This window comes from Lactobacillus sp. M0393, from assembly GCF_016102025.1.
Taxonomy (GTDB): domain Bacteria; phylum Bacillota; class Bacilli; order Lactobacillales; family Lactobacillaceae; genus Lactobacillus; species Lactobacillus melliventris.
In genome coordinates this window covers 97,098-110,815 of record NZ_JACFPK010000006.1, presented here as the reverse complement: position 1 = coordinate 110,815, position 13,718 = coordinate 97,098, and the positions used below count along the sequence as shown (strand labels likewise).

13 protein-coding genes are annotated in these 13,718 nt (G+C 38.1%); 5 read left to right on the top strand and 8 right to left on the bottom strand.

Going from position 1 to position 13,718, the window contains the following annotated elements:
- Positions 1 to 122 precede the first annotated feature (122 nt).
- Together H3R29_RS06490 and H3R29_RS06485 are read left to right on the top strand one after the other, a co-directional pair.
- Positions 123 to 2,327: an ATP-dependent Clp protease ATP-binding subunit gene (locus H3R29_RS06490; RefSeq protein ID WP_046324571.1), complete on the top strand. Its 2,205-nt coding sequence runs from the start codon at positions 123 to 125 to the stop codon at positions 2,325 to 2,327.
- Between the two features lie 125 nt (positions 2,328 to 2,452).
- Positions 2,453 to 2,734: a DUF1827 family protein gene (locus tag H3R29_RS06485; protein WP_046324570.1), complete on the top strand. Its 282-nt coding sequence runs from the start codon at positions 2,453 to 2,455 to the stop codon at positions 2,732 to 2,734.
- 28 nt (positions 2,735 to 2,762) lie between these two features.
- Here the strand turns inward: H3R29_RS06485 and H3R29_RS06480 are convergent, their stop codons facing one another.
- Both H3R29_RS06480 and H3R29_RS06475 read right to left on the bottom strand, forming a co-directional pair.
- Complete coding sequence (locus tag H3R29_RS06480) at positions 2,763 to 4,334, bottom strand: peptide chain release factor 3 (protein ID WP_187156469.1); 1,572 nt, start codon at positions 4,332 to 4,334, stop codon at positions 2,763 to 2,765.
- A complete protein-coding gene (locus H3R29_RS06475) occupies positions 4,334 to 5,206 on the bottom strand; it encodes a hemolysin family protein (protein ID WP_198202835.1) in 873 nt (290 codons plus the stop codon). Before H3R29_RS06475 ends, H3R29_RS06480 begins: the two co-directional genes overlap by 1 nt.
- Positions 5,207 to 5,305: 99 nt before the next feature.
- Here H3R29_RS06475 and H3R29_RS06470 point away from each other — a divergent pair, with 99 nt between their 5' ends.
- Positions 5,306 to 5,767 carry a hypothetical protein gene (locus tag H3R29_RS06470; RefSeq protein ID WP_046324567.1) on the top strand — a complete coding sequence of 154 codons (462 nt, stop codon included), beginning with the start codon at positions 5,306 to 5,308 and terminating at the stop codon, positions 5,765 to 5,767.
- Between the two features lie 4 nt (positions 5,768 to 5,771).
- On the opposite strand, the gene H3R29_RS06465 is transcribed toward H3R29_RS06470, so the two are convergent.
- A complete protein-coding gene (locus H3R29_RS06465; RefSeq protein WP_110445830.1) occupies positions 5,772 to 6,251 on the bottom strand; it encodes a hypothetical protein in 480 nt (159 codons plus the stop codon).
- Between the two features lie 8 nt (positions 6,252 to 6,259).
- Positions 6,260 to 7,075: a recombination regulator RecX gene (gene recX, locus H3R29_RS06460; RefSeq protein ID WP_198202834.1), complete on the bottom strand. Its 816-nt coding sequence runs from the start codon at positions 7,073 to 7,075 to the stop codon at positions 6,260 to 6,262.
- 123 nt (positions 7,076 to 7,198) lie between these two features.
- Between recX and rlmD the strand changes: the two genes are divergently transcribed.
- Positions 7,199 to 8,575 carry a 23S rRNA (uracil(1939)-C(5))-methyltransferase RlmD gene (rlmD, locus tag H3R29_RS06455; RefSeq protein WP_198202833.1) on the top strand — a complete coding sequence of 459 codons (1,377 nt, stop codon included), beginning with the start codon at positions 7,199 to 7,201 and terminating at the stop codon, positions 8,573 to 8,575.
- A 238-nt stretch (positions 8,576 to 8,813) separates the two neighbouring features.
- On the opposite strand, the gene H3R29_RS06450 is transcribed toward rlmD, so the two are convergent.
- Positions 8,814 to 9,770: an alpha/beta hydrolase gene (locus H3R29_RS06450; protein ID WP_198202832.1), complete on the bottom strand. Its 957-nt coding sequence runs from the start codon at positions 9,768 to 9,770 to the stop codon at positions 8,814 to 8,816.
- Between the two features lie 73 nt (positions 9,771 to 9,843).
- Between H3R29_RS06450 and H3R29_RS06445 the strand changes: the two genes are divergently transcribed.
- Positions 9,844 to 10,128, top strand: coding sequence for a hypothetical protein (locus H3R29_RS06445; RefSeq protein WP_122025821.1), 285 nt, complete (start codon positions 9,844 to 9,846; stop codon positions 10,126 to 10,128).
- Between the two features lie 36 nt (positions 10,129 to 10,164).
- Here the strand turns inward: H3R29_RS06445 and H3R29_RS06440 are convergent, their stop codons facing one another.
- Genes H3R29_RS06440 through H3R29_RS06430 form a run of 3 tightly spaced genes read right to left on the bottom strand, consistent with a single transcriptional unit; the run spans position 10,165 to position 13,687 of the window.
- Positions 10,165 to 11,328: a hydroxymethylglutaryl-CoA synthase gene (locus H3R29_RS06440; RefSeq protein ID WP_198202831.1), complete on the bottom strand. Its 1,164-nt coding sequence runs from the start codon at positions 11,326 to 11,328 to the stop codon at positions 10,165 to 10,167.
- Entirely contained in the window at positions 11,312 to 12,538 is a 1,227-nt protein-coding gene (locus tag H3R29_RS06435; protein ID WP_198202830.1) for a hydroxymethylglutaryl-CoA reductase, degradative, read from the bottom strand. Before H3R29_RS06435 ends, H3R29_RS06440 begins: the two co-directional genes overlap by 17 nt.
- Positions 12,539 to 13,687 (bottom strand): thiolase family protein, encoded by a 1,149-nt coding sequence (locus H3R29_RS06430; RefSeq protein ID WP_198202829.1) that lies wholly within the window; start codon positions 13,685 to 13,687, stop codon positions 12,539 to 12,541.
- Positions 13,688 to 13,718 lie beyond the last annotated feature (31 nt).

The window sequence follows — 13,718 nt, the reverse complement described above, 5'->3', positions numbered from 1 at the left end:
TTGCACCAATATTTTATCATATTAGCGTTACTTACAAATAATAAGATTCAGGTTTTAGCACTTGATTATTGCGAGTGCTAATTATATAATTTAGTAAACTGATATGAAAGGCGGTAATACAATTGCTTTGTCAAAACTGTCAAAAACGACCAGCTTCCATTCATCTTTTTGCGAAGGTTAACGGACAAAGTCGTGAAATTAATTTATGTGGACAATGTTATCAACAACTTAAACAACAAGGAAATATTAATATGAACAATGATAATAACGACTTCTTTGGTGATTTCAGCGACCTGTTTAATTACAACGGCAATGCGGGAAATCCAGGGGACCCCAGAATGGGCAATGGGAATCCAGGAAACGTCAATAACGGCAACAATGGTGCCGGGGGCGGACGCTCACTGCTTGATCAGTATGGAACCGATCTTACTGCTCTAGCAAGAAAAGGTAAAATTGACCCAGTTATTGGACGCGATAAAGAAATTGCTCGTGTCATTGAAATCTTGAATCGCAGAACAAAGAACAATCCTGTCCTAATCGGTGAAGCCGGTGTCGGTAAGACTGCTGTAGTTGAGGGCTTAGCCCAGCAAATTGTCGACGGTTCGGTCCCGGCCAAGCTGCAAGATAAAAGAATAATATCACTAAACGTAGTTTCTTTAGTTCAAGGTACAGGCATTCGGGGTCAATTTGAGCAACGAATGCAGCAATTACTTAAAGAAGTACAAGGCCATGATGATATCATCCTCTTTATCGATGAAATTCACGAAATCGTTGGTGCAGGCAATGCCGAAGGTGGAATGGATGCCGGCAACATTATTAAACCCGCTCTTGCTCGTGGTGATCTGCAACTCGTTGGTGCTACCACATTAAAAGAATACCGGGAAATTGAAAAAGACTCTGCTCTGGCAAGAAGATTCCAGCCCGTTGATGTTAAAGAACCTTCTGTTGCAGAAACAATCCGTATTTTAAAGGGTATTCAAAAGCGCTACGAAGATTATCACCATGTTCATTATACTGATGATGCTATCAAGGCAGCAGCAGAATTATCTGAGCGCTACATTCAAGACCGCTTTTTACCTGATAAAGCCATTGACTTGTTAGATGAAGCAGGTTCAAGAATGAACCTGACAATTCCTTACGTCGACAAGGAAAAAATGAAGGAACGAATTGATGCGGCTCAGAAATTAAAACAAGAATCCCTCAAGAATGAAGATTATGAAAAAGCCGCATACTACCGTGACCAAATCGAAAAATATAACAAGATGAAGGATCAAAAGGTTGATCCGGACAAATCTCCTATTATTACCAGCAAGATCATGAACAAGATTGTTGAAGAAAAAACTGGCATCCCTGTTGGTGACTTACAAAAGCAAGAAGAAAACCAGTTGCAAAACTTGGCACCAAATCTTAAGGCACACGTTATTGGTCAAGATAAAGCAGTCGATAAACTGGCTCGTGCAATTCGGCGTAACCGGATTGGCTTTAATAAATCCGGCAGACCTATCGGCTCATTCCTCTTTGTGGGACCGACTGGTGTAGGTAAAACCGAATTAGCTAAACAACTGGCTCGGCAAATGTTTGGTTCAGAAAATGCCTTAATTCGCTTCGATATGTCAGAATATATGGAATCATATTCTGTTTCCAAGTTAATTGGTTCAGCACCTGGTTACGTCGGTTATGAAGAAGCCGGACAACTAACAGAACGAGTAAGACGTCACCCATACAGTTTGATTTTACTTGATGAAATTGAAAAAGCTGATCCAGCTGTTATGAATCTTTTCTTACAGATTTTAGATGATGGCCGCTTAACTGATTCTCAAGGTAGAACTGTATCATTCAAGGATACAATTATCATCATGACCTCTAATGCTGGTCAAGGCATTAAGAACACCAGTGTTGGTTTCACTGCTGAAAATTCTGCAGATCAACCAGATTCCGCCAGAAGTTCAATGAGTCAATTCTTTAAGCCAGAGTTTTTAAACCGGTTGGATGATGTGATTGAATTCAACGAACTGACTAAGGATGACTTAATAAAAATTGTTAATTTAATGCTTGATGATGTAAACAGCATGGTTAAAAACCAAGGAATGCAAATTAACGTTACCGAGGATGCTAAAAAGAAATTAGTTGATGAAGGATATAGTCCTGATATGGGCGCAAGACCATTGCGTAGAACCATTCAGGAAGAAATTGAAGATAAAGTTGCTGACTATAAACTTGATCATCCTGCAGTGAAGAATTTGCTGGCTAGTGTTTCTGAAGATAAGATTGTTATCAGTGAAGATGAGAACACTATTAATTCAGCAAATGACACAACTAATATTTAAAGACGTCATTTTTAAGCATGATTATTGCAAAATATAATAATCATGCTTTTTATTAAAGAAAAAAGTTTAGTTTAGTTGTATACTTAAATTAAAAAAAGAACTACTAGAAGAAACGGGTGAAATCCATGCATTTAATAGATGTAACCAATAGTTATAAGGACCTAGTTCACAGTCAACTAAATACGACCAACGTAAATTATGTCAAAGTTTACTCTCTAGGCAATACCTCCGTTATCTACACCGAAAGTGATAAAGCAATCGGAATTGTCTTGGAAAATCACAATCGTCGTGTTCGTAAAGATGAAACGAACTTTGTTATTAAGCGACTTGTTAAAGAAAAAAATCCTTCATATATGTTGACATTTGATAAAAGTCAGCATGTAATTGAAATCCATATTGACAAATAAAAAAACTGGCTTAAAGCCAGTTTTTTGTTTACAGTTTTTCAGTCAGTTTAACATCTGGATATTTGTCCTTGAAAAAACGCTCTGCAAATTGATTTTCAAACAAGAATAGCGGTTGACCGTAACGGTCTTTTACTAGTAAATTTCGACTGTTAGCCATAGCCGGATCAAGCTGCTCAGGGTCAATCCAGCGTGCTACTCTGTGACCAATATTAGTCATTTCAACATCAGAATTATATTCATTTTTCATTCTGAATTTAAAGACCTCAAATTGCAGTTGCCCAACAGCACCCAAGATATACTCATCAGTCTGATAATTCTGGTATAACTGAATGGCACCTTCTTGAACTAATTGAACCATACCTTTATGAAATGATTTCTGTTTCATTACGTTCTTAGCAGTAACTCGCACAAAGAGTTCAGGAGTAAATTCTGGCAGTGGCGGATAAACCACTTTATGTTTGCCAGCATAAATACTGTCACCTATTTGGAAATTGCCAGTATCATACAAACCAACAATATCTCCTGCTACCGCATCTGAAACCTGCATTCTCTCACTAGACATAAATTCAGTAGCATTATTGAGACGAATTGGTTTACCAGTGCGAGCCAAAGTTACATCCAGTCCTTTTTTAAACTCGCCACTGCCAATACGCACAAAGGCAATCCGATCACGGTGGTGTGGATTCATATTAGCTTGAATTTTAAACACAAAACCAGAAAATTCTTCATCATCAGGAGCCAAGTCTTCAGTGTCGTTAACTTTATGACCAGCTGGTGCAGGAGCCATTTTAACAAAACTCTGCAAAAAAGTTTCAACCCCAAAATTAGTTAAAGCGGAGCCAAAGAATACTGGTGTCTGATCGCCTTGAGCAATTTTTTGTAAGTCAAATTGATTTCCAGCTTCTTTAATTAAGTCAATTTCTCCTAATGTATCTTGAAATTGGGGATTCTGACTAAATGGTTCACTAGCCGGCAGTTTACCGTCTTTATCTAGAGGCAAAAAGCGATCAGGACCATCCTTGCGATACATTTCAACCTGATTATGAGCAATATCATATAATCCCTGTAAAGTTTGACCTGAACCAATTGGCCAATTCATAGCCACACCTTCGATGCCAAGTAAGTCTTCCAGTTCAGCAATCAAATCAAGTGGCGGTCTACCATCACGGTCCAATTTATTCATAAAGGTAAAGATAGGAATGCCTCTTTGCTTTACGACCTTAAATAATTTTTTGGTTTGCGGTTCAATACCTTTAGCTGAGTCGATCACCATGACTGCTGAGTCAACTGCCATTAAAGTGCGATAGGTATCTTCCGAAAAATCTTCGTGTCCCGGGGTATCAAGAATGTTTATTCTTTTTCCCTGATATTCAAATTGCATGACGGAGCTGGTAACTGAGATACCACGTTGCTTTTCAATTTCCATCCAGTCACTAGTAGCATAATGACCACTTTTGCGGGCTTTAACTGTCCCCGCGCTGCGAATTACACCACCAAAAAGAAGCATTTGCTCCGTAATCGTAGTTTTCCCGGCATCAGGGTGCGATATGATAGCAAATGTTCTTCTCTTATTTACTTTATTCAACAGTTCGTTACTCATTAAGTATTTTGTTCTTCCTTCTTCTTAGGTTTTTCTTCTGGCACAGTCAACAAAACCGTCATTAATCTGGAACGCATCATTCTTCTAGTAGTCAATACCATGCCATTATCCAATTTGACAGATAACTTTTCACCTTTTGCCGGTATTATGCCTAACTTTGTAATCATATAGCCGGCAATAGTGTCAACATCTTCCATTTCCAGATCGGTGCCGAATTGCTCGTTAAATTCATCAAGAGGCATTTTACCATATATCACATATTTGTTAGGGGCAATTTGGTGAACCAAAACTTCCGTCTGATCCACTTCATCATCAATATTACCCACTATTTCCTCAATTATATCCTCAATGGTTGCAAGCCCGACAACTCCACCATATTCATCCGTTAAAATAGCCAATTGCTGCTGAGTTTGTTGCATCTCTACTAAAAGTTCTCTGAGCTCCGTTGTTTCCGGTGCAAAAAGTGGCGGATTCATGACATCATCATAAGTAATTTTGTCAAAGCCCTTCTCCCAAGCTTTACGCAAAACCGTCCGAATATGAATGATGCCTACTATTTTGTCTTTATCACGTCGATAAACCGGTATTCTGGAATATGGTTCACGCAGTATTTCCTTAAGATGATCCTGCAAACTCTCCTGGCAATCAACCATAAAAGCATCAATTCGCGGAACCATTACTTCACGTACCATCCGTCCCTGAAAATCCAAAACTGCATTTAACATTGTAAATTCATTGTCACTAAGCTTTTTGTGCTCGTGTAAATTAGCAATTTCTGTAATTAAGTGCTCTCTTGTTTCTTCATCATTTGTAGGGGAAAATTTATTTTTGAAACGCTCAAATAAATTCTCCTTGTCGGGGTCGCTAGCCATTTTTGTGCTCTCTTTCTTAAAATAACATATTAAATACCAACATTATATCATGTACGCACACAATATGTTAGAATAGCACGTAAGAAATGAGGTTACCCCATGAAAAAAAGTCATGTCATACTTGTTTTTACATTCTTACTGTTAATTCCTTATCTGTGTAGCCTGACCATTATTGGTATTGGCTATGATGCATTAGTTTTGCATTCAGCTGATCTTTTCCGGACCACCATTGGCGCTATTGTTGGTGCTTTAATTATGTCTGCCATCAAAGCTACAATTCAAAGACCAGTAGATTTATTAGCGGTTGAAATAGACGATGGTTTATTAAAGCAGTTATTACGCTTTTTCAGTATTAGAAGACGCTATTTTTTACAAATTGCTAATGTCATCTTAGATTTTATTCTTTGTTTTGCTGCCACTTTTGTGGTGCGTGAATTTCTAACCCTTGATCAAATTGTGGGTAAATCTGTTGGAATTGTGATGCTGATTATGCTTTTATCAACTTGTCTTGGTGCATATGTTGAATACGACAACTTATCAATTGACCCTAAACAACATTAATTATTTAATGACTGTCCTCAAGATATAATTCTTGGGTCAGTTTTTTTGTGGCAAAATTTAAAGTTTGCACAACGTAAGGAGTTAAACTATCACCAGGATTTTGGTAAATTTTAATCCCTTCGGCAGCAACTGCAGCTAAAAACTGCGATATAACCATATTTAATGGCTGACTAAAAAAGGAAATATTTTGATTATCTTTTTCTGTAATTGCCACTTGGGCTTCAGGCAAAACAAATTTCATTAAGCCTTTTGGAACTTCAACCTCGTTGGGTGCAATTACGCCATACCAATACATAAAATTTTCAGGTCCAAAAACAACCATATTGCTACGAGTATTAGTTAAATCATTCTTAGCGATAAAATCCTGAAAAACCTGATTCTGCTCCATTTCCATATTTGATTGATTAAAGGTTTTCTGTTCGTCCATCAATTGATCGGGAAAAGGACGACCAACGAAAGTTACTTTTTTCTGTAGTTTTTTCATAATTTCTCCTAATATTCAGCTAATTCAGCTAAAGGAATAATTTCACCCGCTAGAAAAGCATCAATTTCATTACTGGCAAATCCGTGTGTAAATAAGTAATTGCGTATTTTTTGCTGTCTCTCATTTTCTGGCAAACGGCGAAACCGCTTATAGGCTTTGATCCCTTGCTTTTTTAATGCTGCGATTTGATCTTCATCATTTTGCGGTATATCAATTTGAGCAATTATTGTACTGGCAAGCGCGCTGGAAAAGCCATGACTCAATAATTTACTGGTCATTTTCCGTTCCAGTTCGCGCCATGCCAATTTGCCCACTTTACTTTTCATTGACTTAAGCACTCTCTTACCTGCATCCAGCCAGTCAGCATCAGCTATTTCCATTAGCGCATTAGCAATTATTTCAGGATCAATTCCTTTTTGTCTCAACTTATTGCTGACACTAACTGGTCCATCAGTACCAATCCGCAAGTTTTGTGCGATCACTAATTGCGTGTACTTAGCATCGTCTAAAAAGCCCATTTCTGTTAGCTGACTGACTGCTGCTTGCGCGGAGTCATTATCAATACCATGTTTATTAAGATATTGTAAAACTTCATAAACAGTTCTAGGTTCATAACTTAAATAATTAGATGCAATATTGGTAGCCTTGGCATCTTGATCAAATTGCTTAATTTCAGCAATTTGTTCTTCAGTCAGTTCTTGGCCTTTTAAAAGCATAAATTCAGCCACAGTTTGCTCAGCAGCGGAAAAAGAATACTTACCATCTAAAAAAATATTAAATCGTCCGGGTCTTTTTTGACTACTTACTTTAGTAATAATTGGCATAACAATTTCACCTTTCTAGTGCTTAACTCCATGCTAGCAAATTTTGGTTAATCTTGCTAAATCCTTTTTTCTGGGAGTACAATAAATTGTTAACATTTACTATTTTATTGTAGAAAGAAAACTATGTACAAGAAATTTAATCAAAATAAACCAAAAGACAAGGATATTATTATTACCATTAAAAGACTGGGCATTAATGGCGAAGGAATCGGCTATTACCGCAAAAAAATCATTTTCATTCCAGGTGCCTTGCCCGCAGAAGTGGTCGTTGCCAAAATTATCAAAGAATATCCCCGTTACATTGAGGCAGAATTAGTCCGCATTAAAGAAAAAAGTCCAGACAGAGTAGCATTCCCGGCTAAAGTTAATCCGGCAATAGGTGGGCTGGAACTGGCTCATTTAGCTTACCCTAAGCAACTTGAATATAAACGGGACAACGTCCTTGAAGCTTTGAAAAAATTTCATCCCCGGGGATACAGTAAGTATAAAGTTAAGAAAACCATTGCGGCTCCAGAAGAATGGCATTATCGTAATAAAGCGCAATACCAAATTGAACAGTCTCATGGACAGACCAGTTTGGGCCTTTTTGCACCTAACTCACACGAGCTGTTTGATTTACCTGCTATGCCTACGCAAAGCCGGGCCACTCAAGATACTGAGCGCAAAATCAAAAGCTTAGTAGAAAAATTGCACGTTAAAATTGCCGACCCCTACCGCCATTTTGACGGTTTAAAAACAATTGTGGTGCGGCAAGCATATGCTACTCATGAAATACAAGTAACTTTAATTACTGTTGGCCGCAATATCAAAAATTTAGAGCAGCTTGCCGAGCAAGTTATGCGCCTGCCAGACGTGGTCAGTGTCTATCAAAATGAAACTGACTGGCGTAACCCCCAGGTTTGGGGTAACAAAACAGTTAAGCTGGCTGGAAAAAATCAGATAACTGATGAAATTTTGGGCAAAAAGTTTGCACTGTCACCGCGAGCATTTTTCCAATTAAACCCAGTTCAAACTGTTACGTTATATTCAAAAGCACTGAAATTTTTAGATTTAACGCCAACTGAAACTCTAATAGATGCATATAGCGGCGTAGGTACACTCGGAATCTTAGCCGCTGATCAGGTTAAACAAGTTATTGGCATTGAAACTATCCCCGAAGCAGTCGAAGATGCTAATCATAACGTAGAACTGAATCATATTAAAAATGCTAATTACATTCAGGGAAGCGTGGAAAAAATTTTACCAGAATTAGTCCAAAATGGTATGCCAATTGATGCTTTGATTGTTGACCCACCACGCACGGGACTGGCAAAAAGCTTGATCAAAACCATCCTAAGGGTGAAGCCTAAAACTTTTGTATACATTTCTTGCAACCCCTCCACTCTGGCACAAGACTTAGTTCTTTTGAGCGAAGCATATAATGTCAGACTAATTGAAAATGTAGATATGTTACCGCAAACGCCAAGATGTGAATGCGTTGTCAAATTAACTTTAAGGTAAAAAATAGTTGTCACTTGCTGTGACAACTATTTTTTGTGGGTCAGGTGTAGATTAAAAACTTTTCAGTTTAAATGAAAAATTTCACAGATATAAACATACAAAAATCGAATTTTTTCGCGATAAACTTGTTTTTAAAGATTCAATAACAAACATATTATGGAGATAGAAATTTTGTCAACCTTAACCACAATTTTATAATATCAAACTTATGTAAGCGCTAGCAAATATAATGCACGGCCTACCTGACATATTTAGCTAAAAATGCTGCAACCCGTCTTTTATATTCTTGGCGATGTTTTGAAAAAGACTGGGCATGTTTAGCTTTAGGAGCAACCCATATTTCCTTTGGCCCTTTGGTAGCTTTATAATTAGGGTAGACCATCTTGGTTGGAACAAAATTATCTTGACTACCGTGGATAAAGAGCATGGGCTTGTGATTTTTATGTAATTGCTGCACGCTGGACGCATCACCCATAAAATAACCAACTTTGATCTTATTTATGCCACTCAAAATTTCTACTAATGGAAAACGAGGAAAGGCGGGCATGCTGTACAGAACCCCTGCTTCGTGTTCGATTTCGTCTTTAACACTGGTGTAACCGCAATCTTCAACAAACGCTTTAACTTGCTGAGGCAATTTCAGTCCGCTAGTCATCATGGCAGTAGCTGCACCCATACTCAAGCCATAAACCACAATCTGCTGCTGATTACCTTTTGTCTGTAATAAGTATGAAATCCACTTTTTCACATCGTTTTTTTCCGGCCAGCCATAGCCAATATAATGTCCTTCACTATGACCTTGTGCTCTTGGATCTGGAGTTAGAGTATTATAGCCTAATTCGTGAAACAAGGCATCATATTTTCCCATGTCTTCTTTAGTATCCATGTATCCTGGTAAAACTATGGCAGTTTTGTGTGAATTTTTATAAGGAATGAAGTTTGCTTCTAATTTAAACTTTTCATCAGCTGATTCAATGTGCCATTTTTGTTTAGCAATACCTTTAAACCACTTTTTTTCATGGTAAAGGGGATCAGTCTTTTTGAGAACCTTACTTGAAGAGCTTAAAAAACTCTTTTTGCCAGGAACACAAGCCACTCTAAAGAAATAGTAACCTGCCCCGGTAAATATTAAAAATACTAATAAAATAATAATAATTGATGAAAGCCACAACTTTTTATGCTTTAATTTTTTCAATTAGTTAAGCCATCCTCACTAAAAATAATATCTTATAGTATAACATTTTTAATTTGTATAGGAAAAATAAAAAATGAGATTAACAGATTTTTTGCAATTAACTAATGACTTAAACAATCAAACCAGTTTCTATTTAACTATTGCTCAAAGAAATGTTCCATTGGCAAAAGTAAAGATTACTAGTACGGCTTGCCTATTTTTTCCCGGCAAAAAGCCCTTAACAAAAAGCAAATTCAGCAGCTTAGTAAAAAATATTCATGGTCGCAGTATTCCAATATATATTAGTTATCAAAAAGAAAAAATTGCCGTTTACGGTATTCAAATTTTACCTGACCAAAATGCAGTCAGATTAACCTAAAAAATGCCGCTTTTAGCGGCATTTTTATTTGTTTAGCTATTTTTTGCGATATTGACGGATATGGTTTTCAGTTCCGGCGAAGTACCAAGTGCCACTCTGTTCATCACTTGTAAGTTTTAAACCATCTTGCGGGTTTTTTAAAGCTTGATTGAAGATTTGTTCATATTCCGGAATAGTTAACTTTTGTCTGCGAGCAATCAGTTCTTGATCTGCTGTTTGGTTTAAAGCTTTGCCATAGTCCTCACATATTTGACCAGAATAGAATTCTGCCATAGCACCTGAACCATATGAAAACAAACCCACCTTTGCATTCGCAGGCAACTGAGCATTTTCCAACAAACTCAAAAGGCTTAAGTATAAAGATGCAGTATAAATATTACCAATTTCTTTACTATAACAAGCACTTGCAGCAAAATTATCCGCCAGACGCTTTTTAGTTTCTTCATCTTGCTTCTCAATTGCCAACTGGTTTGCCTTAAAGCCCATTTTCACAAATGGCAAGTGATAAAGAAGAGCGGTGAAATCGCTGGCTTTTAAGCCCGTTTGTTTCTGATAATCCGTAAATGTATGCCTGAAAAAGTCGAGATAAACATCTTTAGAATATTTACCATCAACCAAGGCAACTGCAGAATCGTTGGGACGCCAAAAATCATTAATATCTGCGCTATAAGCACTGTGACCAACACTTAAAGTCATTATTTGCGGGTCAGTTTTAACAAGCACACTGATGCTGCCTGCACCCTGAGTCACTTCCCCACCAGTATTAATACCATAACGAGCAATATCAGCTCCAATAACAATTGCGCTGTGATTGGGGTGCAAGCGTACATAATCACGAGCAATCATAATTCCGGCTGTCATACCAAAACATGCTTCTTTTACCTCGAAAGTTCGCACATTTGGTGGCAGGTTTAATGCCGTTTTGATGAAAAGGGAAGCAGATTTGGATTGATCAACTCCGCTTTCTGTTCCCACTATTAATAAACCAACATTTTCCCTAGCAATATGATCTAAATACCTTAATGTCGCGTTAATTCCCATTGATACCGCATCCTGGGTTTGATCAGCTACACTCATTTTTTGCTGTCCAATTCCAATCAGGAATTTATTCGGATCTTCATTACGAGCATGGGCTAGATCTACCATATCGACATATTTGTTAGGCGTATAAAAACCAATTTGATCAATTCCGACTTGCATTGTTTTCCTTCCTAATTTCCTTTAAAAAATCTTGTGCTGCTGTTTGACTATAAAGATTGCTTTTAATTAACATCTGCAAAACTTTTTTCTTTTCAGAAGAAGTGGCCTTTAAATCAGCAACAATATTTCTGGCTTGCAGCTTCATGTGCCCTTCTTGAATTCCTTTAGTGGCAATCGCCAATAAGGCTGCCAGATTGTTAGCCAAAGCAATCGCAGCAATAATGTTCGCTAATTCCTGGCTAGTAATTTCTTCCCCTAATATCCGATAGTTTTGCTTGACATCTTTTCTGGATTTAATTGACCCACCCACAACACCAAGCGGTAAAGGAAGGCTGAGCTTTCCCAGCAGTTTTTCATCTTGCACGTACCATTTACTAAGACTGGTATACGACCCCCTTTTTGCTGCCCAAACGCTGCAGGCGGCTTCAACTGCGCGAGTATCATTACCGCTAGCAAGCAATACTGCATCAACGCCGTTCATAATGCCTTTGTTATTTGTGACAGCCCTCATAGGATCAGTTTGACCAATTCTACTGAGTAACGCAATTTTTTGCGCAGTTTCTATTCCACCAATTACTTCTACTGGTATTTCTGCTTTTGCCTTTGTTATTTGACTGGGATAGTTAGATAAAATAGCAAATAATTTTTGCTTAATGCCCGAAAAGACAGCTAACTGCTCAGCCATATACTCTAAAATAGAATTTACCCTATTGGCACCCATCGACTCTGCAGGATCAACCAGAACCTTCAGAAAAACTAAGTCTTTTTCTTGCTGTGCGGTAATAGTTTTTACACCACCGCCATGCCTAACTAAACTAGCATATTCATTATTTGCCTGTTTGATTAATTCAGGAAAGAAAGCTTGTAATTGAGCTATTTTAAAATCAACAGCAGCTTGTAGAACGATTTGACCCCAAATGCCATTGCGTTGACTAATAGCAGTAAAACCGCCAGCTTCAGTCACAATCTTCGCACCATGATTAGCAGCAGCAACTACTGATGGCTCTTCTGTAGCCAGTGGCACTTGATACTTGTGGCCATTCACCAACACATTCTGCACCAAACCAACTGGTAATCGCAATTGGCCTATGACATTTTCACTCAATAAGTCAAGATCATGCAAAACCTGCTCATCAATTTCATCTAATTCAATACCGCGCTGACGCAGTAAGGCCCTTCTTTTTGCAGGTGTTAATTCATAAAATTTCATTTAAATTCTCTCAATTTCACATGCAATTGCCTGGCCCCCGCCAATGCACAGAGTAACCAGCGCTTTTTGACCATTTATCTGATTCATAATGTTAATAGCAGTTCCGACCAGGCGAGTACCTGTAGCTGCTAGAGGATGTCCTAGGGCAATGGCACCGCCAAAAATATTTAACTTTGCTGGTGGAATCTGTAATTTTTGCGCTAAAACCACACTGGGCGCAGCAAAAGCTTCATTAACTTCAACCACATCATAATCATTAATCGTCTTGTTGGTTTTTTGCAATAGCTTTGCTACAGCATAGTATGGTGCGATGCCCATATAAGCGGGATCATTTCCTGATTCGGCAAAGGCACCAAGCCGAGCCAGAGGCTGCAAATTCAGCTCTGCTACTTTTTCTGCTGTTGCTAAAATAACCATGCTGGCACCGTCACTTAAAGGAGAAGAATTACCGGCAGTAACATTACCATCTTTTTTAAAGACCGGCTTAAGTTTACTAAGCGCTGCTAAGTTGGTGTCGGGACGAATATTTTCATCTTGGCAAATAGTCTTGCCGTTTATTTCAACGTTAATCATTTCATCTTTGAAAAAATCCTGTTGGGCAATTTCAGCTGCCTTATGGTGTGAAGCTACACTGTACTCATCCATTTCTTGGCGGGTTACACCATATTTTTCTGCCACATTTTCGGCTGTAAGTCCCATATGTGAATCAGAAAAAGCATCTGTCAGTCCATTTTGCAGCATTTCACTTTCAAATTTGGGCTTTTCTTTGCTTGCCGTCAGGTAAATTGCATTAGACATGCTCTCCGCACCACCAACGGCGACCAGACCAAAATCACCCATTTCCATCTGTCCTTGTGCTAAGCGCAGAGCTTTCAAACTCGAACCGCAAACTTCATTAATTGTGACGCTGCTGCTTTGCGGACTCATACCAGTATTCAAGGCAACTTGGCGAGCCATGTTTTGTCCTAAACTTGCACCTAATACGTTGCCCATAAATAGTGCTTCAAGATTTTCCGGATTTAAATTAATGCTTTTCAAGGTTTCCCTTAATACAATTTCACCTAGATCGATAGCACTTTTTTCCGCCCATAAGCCATGATAACGACCAAAAGGTGTTCTTTTAGCTGCAACAATATATATCTCTTTCATTTTATCTATCCTCCAGCAAAAAGTTCCAAGC